This window comes from Litoribrevibacter euphylliae (assembly GCF_042646085.1).
In the GTDB taxonomy this organism is placed as follows: Bacteria; Pseudomonadota; Gammaproteobacteria; order Pseudomonadales; family Litoribrevibacteraceae; genus Litoribrevibacter; species Litoribrevibacter euphylliae.
The window spans coordinates 54472-76547 of sequence record NZ_JBHRSZ010000009.1; the positions used below are offsets into that span (position 1 = coordinate 54472).

At 44.3% G+C, this 22076-nt stretch carries 14 protein-coding genes; 3 read left to right on the top strand and 11 right to left on the bottom strand.

All coding sequences use genetic code 11. The features are described 5' to 3' along the window. Positions 1-55 precede the first annotated feature (55 nt). A complete protein-coding gene (locus ACFOEK_RS19405; protein ID WP_386723142.1) occupies positions 56-844 on the bottom strand; it encodes a YopT-type cysteine protease domain-containing protein in 789 nt (262 codons plus the stop codon). Positions 845-1094: 250 nt separating this feature from the next. On the opposite strand from ACFOEK_RS19405, the gene ACFOEK_RS19410 reads away from it, so the two are divergent. The 3 genes from ACFOEK_RS19410 to ACFOEK_RS19420 are packed head-to-tail and all read left to right on the top strand — an operon-like array spanning position 1095 to position 5405. Next, on the top strand, positions 1095-2111 hold the full coding sequence (locus tag ACFOEK_RS19410) for a ferritin-like domain-containing protein (RefSeq protein ID WP_386723143.1): 1017 nt from the start codon (positions 1095-1097) through the stop codon (positions 2109-2111). Positions 2112-2125: 14 nt separating this feature from the next. Continuing rightward, positions 2126-4198: a LodA/GoxA family CTQ-dependent oxidase gene (locus ACFOEK_RS19415; RefSeq protein WP_386723144.1), complete on the top strand. Its 2073-nt coding sequence runs from the start codon at positions 2126-2128 to the stop codon at positions 4196-4198. Between the two features lies 1 nt (position 4199). Next, the gene (locus ACFOEK_RS19420) at positions 4200-5405 is read left to right on the top strand and encodes an NAD(P)/FAD-dependent oxidoreductase (RefSeq protein ID WP_386723145.1); all 1206 of its coding nucleotides are present in this window, start codon (positions 4200-4202) and stop codon (positions 5403-5405) included. Between the two features lie 99 nt (positions 5406-5504). Here ACFOEK_RS19420 and rhlP read toward each other — a convergent pair whose 3' ends face one another. The 10 genes from rhlP to ACFOEK_RS19470 all read right to left on the bottom strand — a co-directional run bounded on the left by rhlP (position 5505) and on the right by ACFOEK_RS19470 (position 21712). Beyond that, positions 5505-6425 (bottom strand): rhombotarget lipoprotein, encoded by a 921-nt coding sequence (rhlP, locus tag ACFOEK_RS19425; RefSeq protein ID WP_386723146.1) that lies wholly within the window; start codon positions 6423-6425, stop codon positions 5505-5507. 216 nt (positions 6426-6641) lie between these two features. After that, positions 6642-7613, bottom strand: a complete 972-nt coding sequence (locus ACFOEK_RS19430) for an FHA domain-containing protein (protein ID WP_386723147.1) — start codon at positions 7611-7613, stop codon at positions 6642-6644. Positions 7614-7716: 103 nt separating this feature from the next. Beyond that, positions 7717-10098, bottom strand: coding sequence for a YcaO-like family protein (locus ACFOEK_RS19435; protein ID WP_386723148.1), 2382 nt, complete (start codon positions 10096-10098; stop codon positions 7717-7719). Positions 10099-10172: 74 nt separating this feature from the next. Next, positions 10173-11321: an amidohydrolase family protein gene (locus ACFOEK_RS19440; RefSeq protein ID WP_386723149.1), complete on the bottom strand. Its 1149-nt coding sequence runs from the start codon at positions 11319-11321 to the stop codon at positions 10173-10175. An 81-nt stretch (positions 11322-11402) separates the two neighbouring features. Next, entirely contained in the window at positions 11403-12230 is an 828-nt protein-coding gene (locus tag ACFOEK_RS19445; RefSeq protein WP_386723150.1) for a BMA_0021/BMA_0022 family TOMM bacteriocin, read from the bottom strand. 49 nt (positions 12231-12279) lie between these two features. Continuing rightward, positions 12280-16440, bottom strand: a complete 4161-nt coding sequence (locus ACFOEK_RS19450; RefSeq protein WP_386723151.1) for a TOMM system kinase/cyclase fusion protein — start codon at positions 16438-16440, stop codon at positions 12280-12282. A gap of 292 nt (positions 16441-16732) precedes the next feature. Beyond that, positions 16733-18607, bottom strand: a complete 1875-nt coding sequence (locus ACFOEK_RS19455; protein ID WP_386723152.1) for a nitric oxide reductase activation protein NorD — start codon at positions 18605-18607, stop codon at positions 16733-16735. Positions 18608-18627: 20 nt separating this feature from the next. Further along, positions 18628-19647, bottom strand: a complete 1020-nt coding sequence (locus ACFOEK_RS19460; protein ID WP_386723153.1) for a 4Fe-4S binding protein — start codon at positions 19645-19647, stop codon at positions 18628-18630. Between the two features lie 204 nt (positions 19648-19851). Further along, positions 19852-21261: a cbb3-type cytochrome c oxidase subunit I gene (locus tag ACFOEK_RS19465; protein WP_386723154.1), complete on the bottom strand. Its 1410-nt coding sequence runs from the start codon at positions 21259-21261 to the stop codon at positions 19852-19854. Between the two features lie 10 nt (positions 21262-21271). Continuing rightward, complete coding sequence (locus ACFOEK_RS19470) at positions 21272-21712, bottom strand: c-type cytochrome (RefSeq protein ID WP_386723155.1); 441 nt, start codon at positions 21710-21712, stop codon at positions 21272-21274. Between the last annotated feature and the right edge of the window lie 364 nt (positions 21713-22076).

Consider the following 22076-nt stretch of genomic DNA (forward strand, 5'->3'; position numbering starts at 1 on the left):
ATCCTGTATATACATGGCTGAAAAGCACACGACCTCATGTAATCAAGCGTTTGCCTTAAACCGCAGAGATTTCTGAACACACCTTGAACGAAAGGTATGAATCCATTTCAGCCTTCGCTGACACGCCATGAAGTTGATACAAAGTAAGAAACGGCTCCCCATTTAACGCGTGTTTCTTTGAATATTTTGCTTCTTCAAAAAAGGCATTTAGCCAGCAAAAGAATCGTTGTTTATCAGATTCAATAACTTCCCCTGCATTGGGATCAAAAAAGTGGTATCGAGCATCGGAATCAAAATAAACACTGAATCGATGCCCTCTTTGTCGGCCCTGATTACTGTATCTAAGAACCATTAACAGAGCAGATTCATTAGGGGGCTGAGGCCAGCTAATTAACTGAGGCATGCGTTCAAATTGTTTAATGTCCGCTTTGTCGTAGTCGTAAGTTTGTGAAAGATCATAAAGCACATAATCTCCCTGATAATGTGCATTCACTAAACACTGTATCGACAGCCAATCATCGGTGCCGTACTTTGATTCAAAGAGCCTCAAATCGTCCAGGCAAGGCGCATAGCCTTCAGGAAAGACGGGGTAATAACTGTGCTCCTGTACACGATGTATTTCATCAAGCAAATTCGCATAATGAATCTCGTGCCGCTGCTGTTCAATTTCATCCAATAAGCACCGTCCGTGAATTTTTTCCTGCAACCAGGCGTGGCACAACCCTGCACATAGTTTTCCTGGGTCCCACACATATTCTTCTTCTCGCCAAGCTTTTTGGGAAAACACCCTGGCTTGCTGTACGCCAAAATTCCTTGCTAATTGCGAAAAACGACTGGCACGCATAGATATACCTCAATCTATTTCAACGACTCGTACCCTTAAAACTACCTCTCAAACATTCACTCAACAATTACAGGCGCTTACACCAGTGCTGACCTTAGTAGGAATTCTCCCTCTGTAATCCGGCGTAATTTTTATTGCGTCTAGGCTTGTCTATAAATCTAGGGAACCTCTAAACACAGGAAGTAGCTCAAATAAGAAACACCCTATACGTGATCACAGCTTTCACCCACCCAGAAGAAGATGGAACCTCATGAAACTAAAACAATCAGATTGGGCCATGGAGCATCTCCATGAACACTTGCAAGCCGCAGTGGATCTAGAGTTATGGACAATTCCGTTTTACATGTCTGCCATGTACTCAATCAAAGACCGTGATACCGACGCTTACCAACTCATACGAACCATCATTAATCAGGAAATGCTGCACCTGCAATGCGCGGCAAATATGGCCAACGCCTTTGGACTTTCCCCAAAGATAACGCCACCTGTCTACAGTGGAACTAAAATCCCTCATTTAAACTTTGCGCTTGATCCAAGTTCAGAAACCGAACCCTACATGCCTTATACCGCAGAGATTGGCCCTCTGGATCTACTGCGAGTCAATGGAATGTGTTTAGTGGAGCTGCCTGAATTTGGGACGACCCCAGCAGAGATCGTCTTTCAAACAGTGATTAATGAATACGGCACCATTGGGGCGTTTTATGATGCCCTTCGATTTGGTGCTTGCTTGATGAAAAATCACATCAAAGGCGGCGTTAGACAAGTCAATTTCTTCTCAGCTTTCTATCGCAACATGCCGAATATGACGGTTACGGAATCAGGCGCTTCCGGTTTTGACCAAGTCTCACTACTCATAGATCTGATCACCGATCAGGGCGAAGGCCAATGTAAGAAAGACCCGACCGTCCCTAAGGTGTTCCAAAATACTGCGGATGATACCGAGCCAAACGACGATCACTTTGTGAAATTTAATCAAATTAAAGACGCCGGTGGACAGGATGGCAACAAGCTGCCTGAAACCTACACGACTAAACCTCCCTGCGATTACACCCCGGAAGACATCCAATTGCAGAAGATTTTAGTAAAGCAGTTTGGCCAACTCACAACATTACTTGAAGAGCTATTTAAGGGAGAAAACCCGGACAATTTCTTCCCGATTATGGCCAGCGTGGGCGGTGCTATTCGAAACTGTTGGGAACATGGCGTAACACCCCAATTCAGTAATAGCGAGCTCAGTGAAGCCGTCACCGGCTCCAATCAGCGTTAAGGGATGATTCAATCATGACGAACAAAACCGTATTCAGAGTCCATCCGAGCGTCAACTTTGCACGTTTCGGAACCAGTGAAGACTACATTCTTTCTCCTGAAACCAGTGCAGGTCTTCCGCAAGAAGGCACATCAGTGACAGGAGGTCTTCCAATTAAAAAAGGTACAGAAAACGATCCCGTAACCAGTAACGATTTACGAGACGAAGAAGGCAATCTGAAGAAGCAGGCCGCTCGCTTTCGCATTTACGCTTATGACATTGATGGTGAAGACGTCTACCCGAACAGTGCTGGTACTGAAATCGTGATAGGAACCAAACTGGCCGATGGTCGAACTGTAACCGATCTCATCTGGTCGAGTCACTTGGCTAATAAAAAGGCCGCTGCCTACAACGTAGTAAACAACAAAGGCATCGAAGCCTACGCGAACAATCAAGTACCGCAAATGCGCAACCCGGAAGTACACGGCACTATTGATTCGGACTACCGCCTTAACCGCCTTATGATCGACGCAGGCCCAAGAGTCATCAGTGCCAGTAAAAATGAGTCTGCTCAATTCAGTCAATGCTCTCAAGCTAAGTGCGTGAAGCCAGGCGGTGACATCGTTTCCTTACCGAAATACCCTATTCGCTTTCCCGAAGATACCAACGACGAGCTCTATGAGCCCAGTGGTCCACTGAATACTTTAGGTGAAATACTCACCGACGATGAAGGTCGTTTATTGGTATTGGCCAGTTCCGGTAATGCCGTGGGTCAATACGATGAATATGGCGTACCTATTCAAATGACTGGCGACCTGAACAATGTCGGCTGGTTCGACTCTGCAGCCGATGGTCCAGTGAATGTAACGCTAGTCTTCGACGATGGTTCAACTGAAGATGCTTTTGGTGCATGGGTGATTTGTGGTGATCCAGCCTATGCACCTCAAATCAGAAATGTTGTGTCTGTCTGGGACGACGTTTACAACATGTTTGTGCGAGATCTTGGCTTACAACCTGAACTCTATGGCATGTGTCCAAAAGCAGATAAGATTGACTATAAGCCAACTTACAAGCCGAATTTCACCCAAGACATTCAACCCATATTCATTGCTTGTAACTTACAACGTTGGACCGCCAATCTTCCCCCACTAGCGCTGCAGGCTCACACAGCCGTAGAATCAATTTCGGAAGACGACAACCCTAATGAAACCATTATGGCGGCGTTGAACTTCATTCGAAATCCCAACAAGAATGAAACCAATATTGGCGCCCCACTCATGCCGTTATCGTTAGGCGCCGCTGGCACATCGTTTCTCACTGTCACCAAAACTCAGTACTTCCTTTTAGAACAATGGAGTAAGAACCAATTCGAAAAAGGCAGCCCATCAAAACTCGGGCCTGGTGAGACACTTGATATGGCATCCATGGCTAACTGCTTAGGCGGCCGCTACGTTCCTGGCATTGAAGTCAGCTATACCATCATGGAAAAGGACATCTACCAGCAGGACTGGAAAACCTCAGGTTCAGGGCCATTTCGAATCAAACAATACCCATTGAGCTATGAAGACCTCGACAAAGAGAAACCGTATCTCTCCAGTGGTTGGATTCCCCTGCACAATATGACCGAAGGTCTAGAGCCTGGTGATGTATCCAAGTTTATGGCCATTCCTTGGCAGACGGATTACAACTCCTGCTCAATTCATGCAACCGCCATCAATACGGATGGGGTTAATGAAAGTAATGGCGCCGAATCTACCTTGTATTGGTCTTGGCCGTCACAACGCCCGGATGCCGTTTATGTGGCGGAAGAAGTCTTTAACAATGTGCTTCCACTTCAGAAATGGTCGATCCGAGGTAAAGGCACTTATGCAGTGAACCCGGCTTCAGCAGCAACGTTCCAAGACCCTCTTCAGTCGGTACAAGATTGGGACAAGATCGGGATCATCGTTCAAGGCACCAATGTGGACAGCGACACCCAGCAATACTCACCAGAGCTCTATTTGGAAGTACAAAGCCAGTTGACCAACCCTGGGGACGCAACAGATCCCGTACCTGCTTGGCCTTTCAATGCCAATCCCCCGAAAAAGAAAAGAGGCTGCCCACATTAGGATGAACGATCTAAAACCCCACTATGATGTTGTCATCTTGGGAGGTGGCCCCGCTGGTTTAGCGGCGGCCATCGCCATCCGTACTGCCAACATCAACTCACATACGAATACAAACACCTCAGTCTTGGTGGTAGAGCGGCAAGCCCCTGGACAAGAACGTCTTGGAGAAAACTGTCCGCCTGAAATCGTGCTTCTTTTAAAGCAATTGGGTGTGGCGAAAGAATTCCATCAGGATAACCACGAAACCTGCCCCGGCTACGCCTCTGTTTGGGGACGCCCAACACCAGGCTATAACGACTTTATCGTAAATCCATTAGGGCCTTCCTGGCGATTAAATCGTACTGCTTTCGATCAGATGCTTGCGAATAAAGCAGAATCAACGGGTGCACAGATAGCATGGTCTACCCGCTTTATCGGTTCTGAACCTCGGTCTAATAGTTCAACCACTAATAGTTCAAACAATAATAGTTCAAACAATAATGCAGCCAATGAACATGAAAAAGCAGCCCATACGCTTCTTCTAAAGTTTGGCTCGCAAACTCATCCTCAGGTTGTGACTGCTGGTTTCGTTATTGACGCAACAGGGAGTAAAGCCCGTTTCGCCCGAACCTTGAACATTCATAAAACAATAGATGATCAATTGTTCGCAACGGTTCGCTTTGCAAAGTTGGCTGAAGGATCTCAAGGAACATCCTCTAAACAAATTCAGCTAGAAGCCACTCAAGATGGGTGGTGTTATCAAACTCTTCTACCAGAAGAGAAAGTGGTCAGCATGTTCGTATCAGAACGAGAAATCATTCCTCAACTACGTGAAGGATGTCATCAAGGCTTTGATCAAGCCTTGTCTTCAACAACCTTTATTGGCCCCAAAGCTGATAAGCTCAAACTGACAGACGCAACCTACCATAGCTGTGCCATCTATTCAGGCGTACTCCCTACCGTAGAAGGTCATAACTGGATGGCCATTGGGGATGCGGCTATGAGCTTTGACCCCATCAGTGCCCAAGGAATCTACAAAGGATTAAGTCACGGATTAATGGCTGGTACGAAAGTTAAATCCTGGCTAGAAAATGGCGATGAAACAACATCAAAATTTTCTGAGCAGATCCAAGCGCAGTATAAGGTCTACCAGAAAAATCGTTCGCACATGTATGGCTTAGAACAACGATGGAAAGACTCTGATTTTTGGCGTCGAAGGATAAGCTAACAAAGTAAAGGCAACCTTCTATTGAAGATTACCATTACTTTGAAGGAGTAACTTACATTACAGTTCTTCTCTGTTCTCACTATCTATACAATTATGTATTTAGGACGCATTAACATGAGAATTAATTCTTCGATATGCAAGCCCGTACAATGCAAGAAAAATAAATAAAAATATTTCTAAATAACCTACTGTTCCGCCTCCATATCCCTCTCGATATTTAATCTGCACTAATTCCGGTTTATCTTTAACCTTTTGTTGGAAGCGTGCCAATTGATGCCCCAAATTGACAACCATCTCATCAGCTGCACTTTGATAACCTTCTGCACTGTCCTTTCGAAGCTCTTCTGTAAGATTTACCGGTGTTGAATTTCCTTTAACAACACTGGTTCCTGGTGCTCTAAATAGCATTTTACGACTCTTTATATCGAATACAGATGTATCCAACATGGTACTGGTGTCATTTTTCTCACCTGAAATGACATAGGCTCCGACTAACGTCCAATAACTTAATGAAAGAGCCCCTGAATCAGTAAATTGAACCTGATCATAAGAAACCAGTGCCATAACATCTACACCATACATCGTACTGATTTGATCCAGATTTCTAAAACCTCCTTCCTCTGTCAAATACGCAGAAGGAATAACTTCAATTTCAGTTACAAACTTCAGCTGTCTAAAGTGATCAGCAACACGCTCAAGAATGATTGTCTTTCGATGCTCACTCAAACCGCCCTGAGATAAAAAGTGTTTTGATCTATTCGGATGCTCACCTATTTTCAAACCTGACCAGAGATTAACTCCATTTCTAACGGATAACTTCTCTGGTACAAATGCAATTCCAACCTTTAACGGTAAAGATAAAACAGGAACAGAAGGCTGTACGGCTTTATCTAAACCTTTTGGATATAAGAAATCTACTACGCTGCTGCTGTTTCGGGTTTGCTGAGCCGAGCAACCAGCTAAAAAAATTGTGAGAATAATTATGGCTATACCTGCCAAGCGTTCTAGTGTTCTGTTCATCGCTATCCCTTGGTTATTATCTAACGACTAATGATCTCCCAAACCTTGAGAAACTAAGATTTAGAAGCCTGTAATGCTAGCAACCTTATTTTCGAGGAACGAAACACACAATTAACTTATGAGAAGTATTAAAAAGTAATACGCTTTACCCAGCGAAGTAATACTTTTCACCATCGCTGAATAAATATAAAGATAGAAGAGAAGACATAACTAGAATCAATTCAACCTCAGACTGTCATTGATAAAGTCTTGATGACTTTCTACGCCAACACCACCAATTATTTCAACCGAGTTTGGACTAAACCGAATTTCTCCAGTTCTTCTCTCGATGATCTGAGGTAAATGATCCGCTTCAGCATAGGCATCTACAAACTGTTTTCTGAAGCGATAAATTTGAATATTGATGTGATTACCGCTTAAACCAAGCATTTTGCAAAGCAGGTCTTTATCAATCCAACCGCTTTCCGATTCAGCAATGCCGGAGGATTTATCCGCCAAGTATTTACGCGCCAAAACCAAGACTAAGTAATGATGATTTCTCATCTCTAGATCAATGATGTCTTCGTCCATCTGTACGGAAAGAGACACATGCTCTTCATTCTGGCTGACATCAAATTTAAAAAGTAAGTTTTTTGGTTCTTTTGGAATCTTATTCTTGATCACTTCGGTTTCTATACCAGCATGAGAACTGACAAACCGCCATTGTTTATCCTGAGTGCCTACGCGATCTCCAGTTTGCAGCTCATACACCGAAGACGCTGTTTCACACATCCATTGGCCTCTCAAGGTTCGATAGATGGAGATCTGAGGGTCATCCTCGGAAGGTAATGCGGTGATTTCACCAAGCGTAATGGCCGGCAACCCCAAAGTAATCGGAATTAATAAGCTGTCTGGCGGTGAAATGTCCTTAACAAACCAGATCTCAGCTTGGTCACTACCAAACTGAATTTGGTCTTCGACGTTCAGTACTTGCTGAGCACCACGTGCTAAGTACCGTCCATTGATGTACGTGCCATTGGAACTGGTGTCTTTTAACAACCACACTTCCCCGTCCCAAATAACCACGGCATGAGTTCTGGAAGCCTCTGAGTTAGTAAGAGACGTGGCGGCAGATGGATGCCGACCAAACACATGCTGGGGCTGCAGATCTACCCGAACTGCTGAACGTTCACCAATTAGAATTGCCATAAGATCACCTAAAGAATTATTCAATGCTTATACATTACATCAGCACTAAAAAATCGCCATTACATACCATTACACACGGAATAATTTATAAAAATCTGGCCCTCTAAATATACAACGACTGAGGATTGAGCTCAGACTCTGAATAAGCGTCTTGCAGGATGCCTAACGCCACCGGCATTTTATATAGCCGTTCATTGGCTAACTGGGGCCAGATATGGCAGAGGCCGGGTACAAACACTTTTACCGTTTTGAGAGGTATCTGAGCTCTGGAGTAATTCAGTACCAGCGTTTCCAGCCCTAATAGATTCAACCTATCAACAAGCCCCATCACATCTTGTTGGATATCCAAACCCTGTGTAGATAGGGGCTGACAGCTCGGAGTATTTATTTTTGTATTTGTTTTTGTATTGATGTTTGTATGCACATTGGGATAGAGATAATCACCGTCTTCCATCGCATCAAAGTCAAAAGGTGCGCCATTCTGGTTTCTAATAGGAATCAACTGACACAATTCCGTTAATGCGCGTTGTGCCGCAATATCAGCACGTAAATGGCAGCCGAATCCCATGACAAAGCCGCCGGTTAAGCGATCCTTCCCGATTGCAGCCATAACCGGAACCCCAACATCCATGGTCAAATCCAATACCCAAAACTCATGACCTGCCTTATCTTTCGGCGATAAGGTTTCCTTTAACTTAGCCAGGTTTTCAGGATTAATTTGAGTCAGATCATACTCAGGTCGAACCAAGCGGTTGTACCACCAAATCGCCACCGCATCTCGTTCTATTAACTCAAACAAGCCTTGCAGAATGGCTTCTTCAATTGTATTTCCTGCGGCACAGCCATTGGAATGCCAACGTCCATAGCGTTCGTCCTCAAACGGAAGCTGACTGAAACACTGACTCAGCGGCACATACACCTGTTCTTGCTGAGTCAGCGACCAGGTTGGCAGCCAATGAATCGATTCATTTTGATATTGAACCGAAGCTTGTTTTAACGTGGAATCAGGATGAGTTACATCACTAAAGTTACGGTATTGATTAGGACTGTACGGCACCAATGCCTGGTAGCTGATAGTTCTCTTGCTCTGCTCATTCAGCTCTGACTCACGTGCTTTTATCAGCGGAATGTCCTCTTGATATAAGGCACAGTAACGCTCTACCGCCTCACACAAAGCACTGGCTTGAGACTGAATTGGTTCAACGCCCTTGCCCATGCAAATCTGAACAAAGCCTTGCTCCATCACTTGAGGTGTTAATGTCGCTGGCGTTTTGAAAAAACCAGTTCGGTACACTTTTACCGGTGAGCCATTTTTTGTATTCACTTCGCGAAGGTGATTGATGACGCCCGTTATGGGGCTTACCAATGGTTGTAAGCGTTTAACTGTTTCTTCAGGCGCTATAGATCGTGACCCGCCGTCTTGATTGAATCGGTTTACACAGGAACTTAACGTCAAAGGCGTATTGAACTGACGAGCCATATCCGCATTATTGTTCAACTCATGATTAATCGGATGATGTTCAACCTGACTATTCGCTTTTTGACAGACCATCAAGCATGGACTTTCCACGCATGAACTTTGCTCAGCAACAAATTGAGAAACAATCAGCTTGGCGATTGTCTTCCCATGCTCTGAAAAGAAGTCATTATCTTCACCTTGATTAATGGGGACAGGAAAGGAATGTAACCGCTCAGGCCACTTACGCATAGCAGCCTTACGAACCGGCTGGTTATTCAAAATACGCTGTTGCAGTTTCTCAAAGTGATGAAAACCCTCACCTGAATACACAGGGCTAACCCAAACCGCATCACCTGACAGTTTAAGAACCACCACCTGCTCATCAGGCTGTAACCTTTTCTGTTGTATAAGCGGCTGTTGTATAAGCGCCTGTTGGCTAATTCTGGGGTCGAGAAAATCATCCACCAAAAGATAGTTCAAACGGTTCAGATTCAAGGCATTTGAACGGAATTCTTGGCTAGTTTTCATCAATAACGACTGGATATCATCACACAAGGCTAATACTGAGAGATTGATGATTTTAACGGCTAAAGAGCCGACCGATGATTCGTATACATCAGGCTGAGCAAGCGGATTAAAATCTGGCTGTACATATCGTTCAGGGAACTTAGTGTTAACCAGAATATTTGAGCTTAACAGTTGTTGAGCTTGCTGATGAAAGCAAGTCTCTAAGCTTTTATATTCAACATAAGTATCCTCAATACAAGCATTCTCAATGCAGGCATTCTGGATAATCGCCCCGGCCGGTTTCACCTGGTTAATCTGATCCAGTAAAGGAAACTGTGCTTGCGGAAGTAACCACTGTGCGCTTTCCGATAACAGAAATACATCTTTGTTCTCAAAGACATACACATTAAACGATGGGTGCCATTGAAATGTAGGTAGCTGGCTCTTTTCGTACTGATTATTTGCGTAATCGCCTCGTTCACTTTCAGCCCTTGTCTGAATTACTTCATCTAACTGCATTGATCTTCATCCGTGAATTGTCCTGATCTATTAAACAAAGCCCCAAAACAACGGCGCTTTAACTAAAAAACCCTTTAGTTGAAAAACGTTTGAGCATTATTAGCTAACACATCCTTAAGTTCTTCCTCAGAAAGAACGCCCAGCTGCTTTGCGATGTCTTCTGTCGTGAAGTGCATGTGATCTGGATGAGGAAAGTCAGAGCCATACAAGAGTTTTTCATGGCCTACCGTCTCGATTACTTCTCGTAAACAAGGCTCGCCTAATTCGATCGCTACCCAACATTGTCGTTTGAAGTACTCGGAAGGCAGCATTTTAATGTTATCGGCCACCAGAGAAGGAAACTCGGGATAGCAAATAGTATCCAGACGCCAAAGCCAATGAGGTAACCACGAAGCACCAGCTTCAAGAAACGCAAACTTTAACGTCGGATGACGTTCAAAGACGCCCGATTCCAACAAGGAAACGAAGGCCATTTGTACTTCCATTGGGTGGGAACAAGCATGTAACGCAAAACGGGATTGGAATCTGTGCGTACCTGCCGTAGGCGCATGTAAATTGGTTCCACCATGAAACACAACAGAGATATTGTGCTTTTCACACTTGGCCCAAAAGTCAATGTATTCAGGGGCACCAAAGTCCTTCCCTGCAATGACTTCCGGCCTCAAACAAATGGAAGACCAACCATTTTCAATGATCTGATTTAACTGACTGCATAAGGTGGTCGGGTCGTGACGACTTAACAAGCCAACAGCTTTCAAGCGATCTGGGTCAACCGAGCAATAATCCTTAAGCCACCGATTGTAGGCATCCGCATAGGCCAATGACACCTCAGCAGGTAAACATTCATGATTCACAACATAACCGGCAAAGGTAGAAAACAGATACGCGATTGCAATGTCAGAGTCATCCATTGAACTCAATTGAGACTCAGGATGCATCGCTGCGACTCGCTCAGCGCGGTTGCCTTTATCTTGCATTGCACTTGCGATTTGAATCTCTTCAGACCAGTTATTTAATAAGGGAAAATCACCGACGACAAAGACCGGCGGCAAGGCTAAATCACCTCTATGCCCAAGTCGTTCCACCCTATCTTGCTGAGCCAGCGGGTTGTCCTGCACTACTTTAATGGGATAGGCCTGATAAACCTCTGGGTCCAGATATTTTTCCCATAGATCCAAAGGTTCCATAACATGTCGATCTGCATCGAATATTTGAAAAGTCATTGATTAGGTGTCCGTAAGAAAGCATCAGGCATCACCAATGCGATGCCTGATTGAGATTAAAAGTGAATTAACCTCTGCTTATTAACAGCAGGTAAACGGGTATGATTTGCCGTCATCGTTGTACGCAGCAAGCGCAATCGGATAAATGCCCTGAGACGCTTTAACGCCTTCTGGCACCTGTGGCTTCCTTGGTTTACCAAGAGAAATGATATTAGCCGGATAATCAAACTCAGAATCATCGTCTTTATTCAGAATGAAGGTTTTACATTCTTTGAAGTTGATCGCAAAATTCCAAGGATTTGAGTAACCAAAGAATTTCGACAGTACCGGAGTCTTATCGGTGTGATCCCCTTCTGGGTTCAACAACTCTTCTTTAAAGCTTGGGTCATCCCAATACAATGCAATCGCTCTTAACAACACTGCACTGAAAGACAACAGATCAATATCGCTTTCTCCCATGGTCAAAATGGTAGGAACTTCGATGTTCTTAGATACAAGATAATCCAGGAACTCAATTTGCTCTTTGTCATTGAATAATAATTGAATATCCGACTTCACCTTGCCCATGAACGACGGGAAAATAAAGTTGTATTGAGCAAGCCCTGCAACTCGGCTCTCAAGACCAGGATCTTCTGGCATAAAGATGGTCATGCGATCATCATTGCCCACCCAGCGGCCAGTTTGAATTGGGTCCCAATACAGGGTGTGACTCTCGTCGTCCAGGAAGTTAATAACTAAGTTTTCCCACGGACTAACAAACTTCTTAGGTGAACCGGAATGCTGCTCCAAAAAGGTTAGAATGTTCTCTTCACCCTGCTCATGAAATTCTTTTGCAAACTCTTCATCTTCCCATGATTTAGCAACCGCCTGGAGATAGGCCGTTTTAAAGTTCAATATTGAGTTACTCATTTTTTTCCCTCGGTATAGTTAAAAGGTTACATCCATTTATTGACCAGTCTTATTCAACTACCTCAGTCATCAAATCCAGCAATGCTTTTGATTCCTGTACAAATAAATAAGCCTTTTGCTCAATAGCTAATTCTAAAGAAGTGTTTAATAGAGAAAGAATTCTTTGGGTTGCCTCGTTATTCTTCTTATATAAGGCAAGCGCTAATGTGTTTTTAACAATCGGCAAAGCACCCACTTCACCATTGGTGGTAGATTTTTCTAACGACAACTCCATCAAAGAAGTGGCTTCATCAATCTCACCTATGTTCAGCAGTTTTTTCGCGATGAAGTGGATATACCAGCCTGTAGCAAAGTCGTAGTCCGACTTGCATAGATCAATCACCAGCGCTTTAGCTTTTTCCAGATTGCCTTTGGCTGTCTCCAGTAGGATATCGATGTACACCGTATAAAAGGTTGGATTGCTCTCATCGTAGAAATATTGGTAATAGTCCTGACACACTCGAATAACGAGTTCATCTTCACCTTTGAAACTTAAGCACAAGGCGTAAAAAATATGGGATGCCACACAAGAAACCGGGTATTTATCAACAATTGACAAATCTGTCGCTTGCTTGGCAGTTTCAATGGCTTTATCTAGCTCACCAATATGTAAATACGACAGCGATAACATGCCCAAACAGTATGGTTTGAAGTCATTATCAGACTCCATAAACACCGGATAAGTATTTTCCTCATACAACCTAATGGTGCGTTCGAAAGACACAATGGATTTATCAAAATCCCCTTGAAGCTGGTAGTTTTGAGAGAGAAAACACAAGACAGGGATTAAGTAATCATGATGGCAATGATCAGACTCATAAGACGCTAATAACCGTTCACCTAGCAATTGGGCTTCCTGGTATTGGGAACTGTGGTGCAGACTGAGAAAGTCCAGAAAATCACTTCTCGCCTTTAATGACTCACATAACGCTGTTTCACTGTCCCATAGGTTATTGTGATCCGAATCATCCAAAATACGCTTGATGGATTGGTTCCACGCCAGTGCAATTTCAGAAGTATAGCTGTAAACCGCCAACGCAATGGGTACTGCCAGATGGTAAAACTTGAGCCGATTCAAATCGCTCAGTTCAGAGTCGTCGATCTGTGAAATCCAAGTTTCCAGTTCTGCCCCAAAATTTAGGGCTTCTACGTTTGAACCAATCTGAGAAAACGTCTCAACGACTTTCAAGCCATAGTCGACGGCTTTAAGATAGTTCTCGGCTCCAGCAAAATGACGAGCCAAGGTATCTCGACCGTAGTTAGGCACTTCTTCCGAATGACCTTCAAGCGTCTTAGCAATCAATGAATGCGATAAAATGCGGGATTTATTTCCCATCGCTTCATACGCAGCATCACGCACCAACGCATGTTTGAACATGTAAGTATCGCCGTTCACCTGACGCAGACGAACAACCAAATCGCAGGCAATCAGTTCATTGAGATCTGTTTGAACTTCTTCTTCCGACTTAGGTGAAGCGGCAACCAACAAGGCATGATCAAACTCTCGTCCAATAGTGGCAGCCAGTTGGGCAGTATCTTTTGAAGAAACCAGACTATCTAACTTTTGTTGCAGCGATTCCAATAAGGTTTCAGGAACTTCTTTAATCTTATCTGGTGCGACGAAATCAACCACCCCATTCAAATGCTGAACCAATTTCTTGGAACGTAGCATGTTGACCAGTTCTTCAACAAATAGCGGAATACCATCGGTTCTGGAAGCGACGATATCTAACACCGCTGGTGATACATTCCGTTGATCGAATAATGCTCGAATAAATCGGTTCGTCTTTTCTTCATCTAACCCAAGAACCGGTAAATCCAAATCATAAAGAACCTTAAGGGTTTCAGGAATCTCATGACGAGACGTAGTGATCAAGATACTGCGACTGCTTTTAAACAAAGGATGTTGAAGAATATAAGAAAGAAACTCGATACTTGTCGGATCAGCCCAGTGCATATCTTCAAAGATGAATAAGGCTGCGCTGTTGTCAGTCTCTTCAGAACTATCAATGAGTAACTCTGTCAGCACTTCAAATAAGACGTCTTTTTGTGCTTCAGGCGAGAGCGAGGCTAAGGTTTTAGCAGGCTCGCTTGTATCTGATTCGCTTGTATATGATTGGCTTGTATCAGGTTCAAATGGCAAATGAAGCCAGGTACAGAGCACAGAAAGAGCCACTGAGGGTTCGAGCCCAGATCTCGTTTTCAGATCATTGGTTAAATGCCCCCGGAGTTGTTCGACTGCCTGTTTAGGAGATAAAGAATCCAAGGAATATTTATAACTGATAAGACTCAACACCGGATGCAAAGCATTGTACTTATGTTCAGGCAAATGCTGGGCAATATAGTGTCGAAAGCCTTGGGCTCGATTTCGTAACTCAAAAATCAATCGGGACTTTCCAATCCCCGCTTCGCCATAAACATGAGCAGAAACACTTTCCGATGTATTGTCTAGCAGCGTAAGTAAACGGTTTAACTCTTGCTCACGCCCGACAAATTCATAACTTGATTGTTTCGCACGTAAAAAACCAAATGCTTCTACCGAGCGCTCACCTACCAGTTGATGAAGCTGCGTCGTTTTTTGATGAACACCAATGGACGTTACATTACAAGGAAGAAACTCGATGTAGTTATCAAGCAGTACTTTACTTGCGTTAGAACATAACACTTGTTGCGGTTTAGAAAGTCGCGCTAATTCCATTGCGGTGTTTGGGGTATCACCTTCAGGAACACTGTCTGAATAATTTGTTACTAACCCCGTATGCATACCCATTCTGATCTGAACTTCGATGCCTTGGTTCGCTTTCAATAACACATTTCTTTGATTGAGATTACTGGAAATCTCCAATGCTGTTCGGGCGCACAAGCGACTATCGTTGTCACTAACCGAGGGATACCCAAAATAAAACAACAAGGTGTCGCCCAACGAACCCACATGAAAGGCGCCATAACGGACAGCAATATCAACACATTGCGATTTCTGATCGTGATGAAAGGCATCAATAACTTCGCCGTTCATAATGTCGTCGTAAACCGTACGAATCGTAATATTCACACACAAAACCGAAATCTGTTTACGCTCGGTTCCCCCTGTGTAATAAGCGCTAGGACTGTTAATCTGAGTCTCTTGAAAGTCGATGTCCAAGAACGCATCAGTGTCTTGGGAAAGGTGTTGATTTGCTTGGACTGAATGACTGCCAACCAAGGATGAAAAGTTAATCAGATTAAGATCATCATAGACATCAGAAGCACTGGCGGCTCGATCTTGGCAATTCTTATTCAGTACACGTCGTAACAAATTAGCGACCGGATGACCTGCCACCGAAACAGGTAAAGGAACATTCGACTGGCTTAACTGCTTATGAAAAATAGAAGCCAAGCTAGAACCGGTAATAGCCGGCTGCCCTGTTAAGCACTCTATAAACACCAACCCCCAGACATACAAATCACTTTTTAGCGTGGGTGGTTCACCACGTAATTGTTCAGGCGCGCTGTAAGATGGCGTTCCCAGAGATTCTTGTGTCAGTGTAAGTGTTTTAAAATCTTGTCGACGGGCTTCACTGGTTAATGTACCGATACCAAAATCAAGGATCTTAACGTGACTCTTAGTTCCCGACTTGGTAAGCATAATGTTGGCTGGTTTAAGGTCGCGATGAATTACGCCTTGAGCATGAGCATGGGCTAATGCGTCCAACACTTGAGACATCAAATTTGCCGCTTCGGAAGGCACAAACGCCCCCTTCTCCTGAAGAAGATCTTTTAAAGAAACACCTTCAACGTATTCAAATACGGCATACACCAAATCTTCATCACACTCCCCTTTATCCAGTAATCTCACTATATTGGGGTGCTGTAAACGACTACATAACTCAGTTTCTCGATGGAAGCGTTCGATATGACGCCTGCGTTTTTCCTCATCAAAATCTGAGTTCAAAGATAAGAACTTAATCGCAACGGTTTGACCGGTATTGACTTGTGTGGCTCGATAGACCTGACCAAAGCCACCTTGGCCGATTTTATCGAGCAACTGATAATTTTCTGATTGAAATCTACGACCAATCGCTGTTTCTGTCGTATCTATTATTTCTTGTGAACGAGTCTCTTGTGAACGCGGTTCTTTTGAACATGTTTTTTGTGAACGTGTGTTTTGTGAAATCATGTCTTGCGAAAGCATTACTGTGTTCCTGATGAACTCGAAAAGGAATACTCTTGCTCAAAGTTATTGTTATAAATGCAGATACTAAGAAATAAGTATTCCTATCTAACATTAATTGACTTTCGAGTATGCAATAGCAGAAAAGCAAAAAAATTAGCTCATAGGACAATAAAAATTAGTATCGCACTAACCAGGCTCATACTAATTTAGTACACACTTATCGGTTTTTACGACATGAATCGAGCTTTAGCGGCTGACTTAGGTAGGTCACTTACATGTAGGAAGGCAGAAATCTGTTTTATGAACCTCACTATCGAGTGAGATTCACATACAGTCTTGGCAACTCTTTTGGAAGTTGTGCCGGATCTTTGATCACCACAAAGCCATTTTTACCAAAGAGATACGGCAAATACTCATCGGCGTCATCATCAATAGTCACACAGAACGGTTGCAGCCCTGCGCGCTTGGCTTCAAGAATCGCCATGCGTGTGTCTTCGACTCCGTAACGGCCTTCGTATAAATCCAGATCATTCGGTTTGCCATCAGTGATGATCATCAACACCCGTTGGTGGCTCTTTTCATTTGATAACACCTTGATGGATTGGCGAATCGCAGCGCCCATTCGAGTGTAATAGCCTGGTTTAAGGTGCTGAATACGACCTCGAATCTGATCTGAATATCGTTCGTTGAAATTCTTGATCACATGGTAGCGAACATGATCCCGCTTACGAGAAGAGAACCCATAGACGGAGAAACGATCACCCGTTGCTGACAATGCCTCACACAGCAGTTGTAGACTGTCCTGAACCACATCAATCACTCGTTGATCATTATTGACCCAGGTATCTGTAGAAAGGCTTAAATCTGCCAAGATCAAACAAGACAAATCCCGCACCTGATTGTTGAAGGTACGATAGAAGCCCTGCTCGCTAGAATCACTGCCGGCCTTGGCATCAGCCACATGATGAAGCCAATTATCGAGATCCAATTCTTCGCCATCTTGTTGACGATTCTGCCACTGTCGAACCGGTTTTAGCCCAGAGAACTGACGCCGTAACTTGGCTGCATCGGCACGAAGGTGGTTTGGAAGTTGTCCGATAGCGCTGCCTTCTAAATTACTTCCGTCTGACTCATCCGCCTTCAAATTATCCTTTTCGGGCTCTCCCAACATAGGTTGTAGACAGCAGTAATCCTCTCGATAACTTTGACTACGATAATCCCACTCAGGCAATAGAATTCCATCTCCTAACCGTAAATCATCGTTGTCTGATGCCGGTAAATCCAAATCAAATTTAATGCTGGACGATGCCGCTTTGCGATCTCGTGACACAGAAATCACATCAAGATCATCCGCCACACTTTCCGCGTCTTCTTCATCGGTATCATCGCCGGCGCGATCCACTGGCACAAACTCACTGAAACTGAACAGGTTTTCCAACCGGAACACCATCAAACCGTGGTTTTTATCGTAGCTTTCGACTCGCTCGCCTTGCTTACGTTTGCCGTGCTTTTTCTTACCGCTGGACACCGAACCTTCATCATCCTCGACCGGAGACGGCATGCTCATGCAAGCACTCATGTTGCCCGGATACAGCCATAGATAGACAGGGTTTGGCGCGTATTTAGCCGGTGGTAACACCTCGACACTGCCCGGCTCTCTTAATGCTTGTTGGATTGCTTGCTCTTGAGCCGCAGCGTCGTCTTCCAGCTCATTTAAGCTTGGACGTAACATAAGAAAGGCTTCCACCAAGGTGGTGTAGATTTGCTTCATTCCCGGATAGATCGCCAATACCCTTTGGGTGAGTGACTGATTATCCTGAAACCAATCCGAAAAATCATCGGCTTGTTGAGCGGCCAGTGCTGCCAACCAAAGGTACAAATACTTGTTGAGTTGGGCGGAATCAAAAATAGCCAGCTTTTCTGGCAAACGAAGGGTTTCGTTGTCCCGCCAGGTTAATTCCACCTGCTGATGAGTGCCTGCCAACTTCTGAAGGAAAGATCGACGCATGAAGTAATCACGTGGCGTCGCGGCCTCAATACGCAATCCCGTATCACCACCGAGCGCACGAAACAGCACACCAATTTCATAGCCAGCATCTTTTAATGCAACGGTTGCATCTTCAAAGTCCGTAGAGGCTTTGCCAGTAATGTATTCGTGCCACTTGAAGCCAACGTATTCTTCCATCAGAACCTCTCTTTTGGAGACTATTCACCAGATGCCCCATCTGACTGATTTGGTGTAGAGCCATTAGCTGTTAAACCATTAGATGCAGAGCCATTAGGAGTCGAACTCTTATGGTTATCAGTCTGCACTTTTCTTGGATCAATTGTTTTGACGGGAATCAAGGAGCTGTGCCTTGTTTTCTCTCCTTCACTCCACTCCAACAGAGCACCGTCGGGATTATCTTTCTGAACATTCTGACAAGCACTGATGCATTGAGCGCATTGCGTGCAGGTAAATTTAGCGCGTTTGAAACTCCGAACCGGCAAGCGCATTGGGCATGCCGTTTCGCAATCCTTATCGCAGTCCTGACACAATTTGGCTCGATCACGATCAAACTTCACCAGCATGGCCTTACTGTTCATCATCCAGAACAAGCTCTGCCACACCCCCAAAGCGCAACCGTATTTACAAAACAAATGGCGGGCAAACACAAAATCAATGGTGAACACCGTGGTTGCAGCAATCAAAAAGATCGTCGGATTTCGGCTTAGTTCACCGGTTACTAAATCGGTATACAGAGGGACCGGCGGCAACAGATAAGACAACAAACCCAAGGCCCATAAGAACGCAATTGTGGCTGACACCACAACAATCACCGCCCAATCCAACCAACTTGACGGCTGTTCGCTTTTTGAGGGTTCCCAAATCGTCACCCGCCCTGTTCGCTTCTGCATCAGACCATTAATGAGTTCTACCACAGAAAAATGCGGACACAACCAGCCGCAATAAATACGTCCCCATCGCCAAAAGATATAGAGCCCGACAGAGACAATAACGATGATAGGTAAAATAAAACGAGTGAGTATTCGGATGCCTGCATCCATGGCGTCGCTTTGCTGAATCCATTCCGCCGTCATATCAAAAGACAACACCTGACCTAACACCACAAAATTGGTCGTCGTGAGATCAAAGCGAAAAATATTCAACACCGGCGCCAGCAAAAATAACGCAAAGAAAGCAACTCGGCTAAACAAGCGCGCTTCCTGTAATCGTTTATTCATAGCCTCTCCTAACGTTATCTTCTTTTTATGAGGGAAACTGATCTGTCATTAAAAAAGCCGGAGGGTTCTCAGTGATTGCTGAGTTCCGACTCCGGCTTGCTTCCTTAAGTGCTTTTAGCACTCTTTCTTTTATCGTCGCGGGCTTTTGGCCTTTGACAAACACTTTCTATAACACTTGGTGTTAAAACCTTTACTTTGTTGCTCTTAAGACTCTTGCAAGCGGGCTTGTGCTTCTACTAATGGGTCTTCACCTTTGATGAAGAAGCTCCAGAAGTAGGCCACTAGACCTGCCATAAAGAACAATCCAGCGATCAGACGTAACCAGTAGAACAACGCCAGTTTGTCTTGAGTCACCATGAAGCTCAGAGCCTCACCACTTTCAGGGATACGTTGTAGCCATACTTGCAAGATACCCGCACCTGTTAGGAACAGAGTGATGAATACCATCGCAATCGTCATCAACCAGAAGCCCCACATTTCAACCACTTGCGCCTTATTGCAGTTGCCGTTTGGACGACCACGCATCGCTGGCATTGCGTATGAAATGATGGTGATTACGATCATTGCATAAGCTCCGTAGAACGCCATGTGTCCGTGTGCTGCCGTAATTTGAGAGCCATGAGTGAAGTAGTTAACTGGTGCTAATGTGTGTAGGAAGCCCCATACACCGGCACCAAGGAATGCCATCACTGCACAACCTAGAGCCCATAGAGTTGCTGCACGGTTTGGATGTTCACGTCGACGACGGTTAACCATGTTGAAGGCAAACAGAGTCATCATGAAGAATGGGATTGGCTCTAACGCTGAGAACACAGAACCCAACCACAACCAGTACTCAGGAGGCCCGATCCAGAAGAAGTGGTGACCTGTACCGATGATGCCAGTAATAAGCGCCATTGCGATGATCACATACAACCACTTCTCGATCACTTCACGGTCAACACCAGTCACTTTGATCAGTACGTACGCAAGGATGGATGCCATGATCAATTCCCAAACGCCTTCCACCCATAGGTGAACAACGAACCACCAGAAGAACTTATCTAATGCTAGGTTTTCTGGGTTGTAGAAAGAGAACAAGAACAACAATGCCAAGCCTAACAGACCAGTAATCAAAACAATGTTGATCACAGTTTTACGGCCTTTCAGTACAGTCATACCGATGTTGTATAAGAAGCCCAGAGCGACAACCACAATACCTATTTTAGTAATGGTTGGTTGCTCAAGGAACTCACGCCCCATAGTTGGAAGAAGATCATTACCAGTGATTTCAGCCAATGTCGCGTAAGGAACAAACAAATAACCAAGTATGGTTAACGTACCTGCGGCAGCAAAAACCCAAAACAGAATAATTGCTAACTTAGGACTGTGTAACTCAGTTTCTGCCTCTTCAGGGATCAGGTAGTACGCTGCCCCCATAAAGCCAAACAACAGCCAGACAATCAGCAAGTTAGTGTGAACCATACGGGCCACGTTGAATGGAATTTCCGGGAACAGGAAATCACCAATTACATACTGCGTACCGAGGATTAATCCGAATAAAATCTGTCCTGCGAACAATAAGAGCGCAAAGATAAAATACGGTTTTGATACGGCTTGAGACTCATATTTCATAGTTCGCTCCTTATCCTTCAATATTAGGTGGCCAATCGTTGGTGTTGATCTTGGCCGAATATTCCAAGAAGGCAGCTAACGCATCCAGTTCTTCATCTGAAAGATTAAACTGAGGCATCGCACGACGACCTTCTACACCGAGAGGTTGCGCCTTCATCCATGACTTAAAGAAAATCTTGAAGCTTTCTTCACCGCCACGACGATAGAACACATTGCCAAGCTCAGGAGCGAAATACGCGCCTTCACCAAGTAAGGAATGACAGCCAACACAGTTGTTGTCCTCCCAAAGCTTTTTACCGTGCGCGACCTCTTCAGTCAGATTTTCACGGTTATCCCGTTCAGGCAGCTGCCTTACGGTATCCATCGTTAGACCAAGAAATAAGAGGATGAAGAATACACTTCCACCTAAATACATATTCCTGGCCATGCTTTTGGTAAAGCGTTCAGCCATGGTTTTTCTCCTCGACTAGTTATTTGTTGTAGGGTCTAAGATACGCCGTAGGATTTTTCCGTTACTGACTCAGATCAACAAAGTTGAGTAATTTAGTCGGGTTTTTGAACTTTGATTAATAGACTGGTTTTAAAGGAGTTTTCAGAAAGAAGAGTGGTCAGAAAACGACCAGAAGAAGGCTCTAATACAAGGAGTTGTCTCAAGATATGATTCAACTATAGGCCAGACTATAGATTTTGCAGGGGCAAGAATTGAGGTGGATCAAGGTTACTTATTTCAAACTGTACCCCCTTACATAGAAGCACAGATGAAATAAGCAATAACAAAAAATAAAGATCATTCACCACCGAAGGTTTCTAAAGAA

Coding starts and splice junctions, on each gene's coding strand:
- ACFOEK_RS19405 (WP_386723142.1), bottom strand. CDS start 844: ATGCGTGCCAGTCGTTTTTCGCAATTAGCAAGGAATTTTGGCGTACAG.
- ACFOEK_RS19410 (WP_386723143.1), top strand. CDS start 1,095: ATGAAACTAAAACAATCAGATTGGGCCATGGAGCATCTCCATGAACAC.
- ACFOEK_RS19415 (WP_386723144.1), top strand. CDS start 2,126: ATGACGAACAAAACCGTATTCAGAGTCCATCCGAGCGTCAACTTTGCA.
- ACFOEK_RS19420 (WP_386723145.1), top strand. CDS start 4,200: ATGAACGATCTAAAACCCCACTATGATGTTGTCATCTTGGGAGGTGGC.
- rhlP (WP_386723146.1), bottom strand. CDS start 6,425: ATGAACAGAACACTAGAACGCTTGGCAGGTATAGCCATAATTATTCTC.
- ACFOEK_RS19430 (WP_386723147.1), bottom strand. CDS start 7,613: ATGGCAATTCTAATTGGTGAACGTTCAGCAGTTCGGGTAGATCTGCAG.
- ACFOEK_RS19435 (WP_386723148.1), bottom strand. CDS start 10,098: ATGCAGTTAGATGAAGTAATTCAGACAAGGGCTGAAAGTGAACGAGGC.
- ACFOEK_RS19440 (WP_386723149.1), bottom strand. CDS start 11,321: ATGACTTTTCAAATATTCGATGCAGATCGACATGTTATGGAACCTTTG.
- ACFOEK_RS19445 (WP_386723150.1), bottom strand. CDS start 12,230: ATGAGTAACTCAATATTGAACTTTAAAACGGCCTATCTCCAGGCGGTT.
- ACFOEK_RS19450 (WP_386723151.1), bottom strand. CDS start 16,440: ATGCTTTCGCAAGACATGATTTCACAAAACACACGTTCACAAAAAACA.
- ACFOEK_RS19455 (WP_386723152.1), bottom strand. CDS start 18,607: ATGGAAGAATACGTTGGCTTCAAGTGGCACGAATACATTACTGGCAAA.
- ACFOEK_RS19460 (WP_386723153.1), bottom strand. CDS start 19,647: ATGAATAAACGATTACAGGAAGCGCGCTTGTTTAGCCGAGTTGCTTTC.
- ACFOEK_RS19465 (WP_386723154.1), bottom strand. CDS start 21,261: ATGAAATATGAGTCTCAAGCCGTATCAAAACCGTATTTTATCTTTGCG.
- ACFOEK_RS19470 (WP_386723155.1), bottom strand. CDS start 21,712: ATGGCTGAACGCTTTACCAAAAGCATGGCCAGGAATATGTATTTAGGT.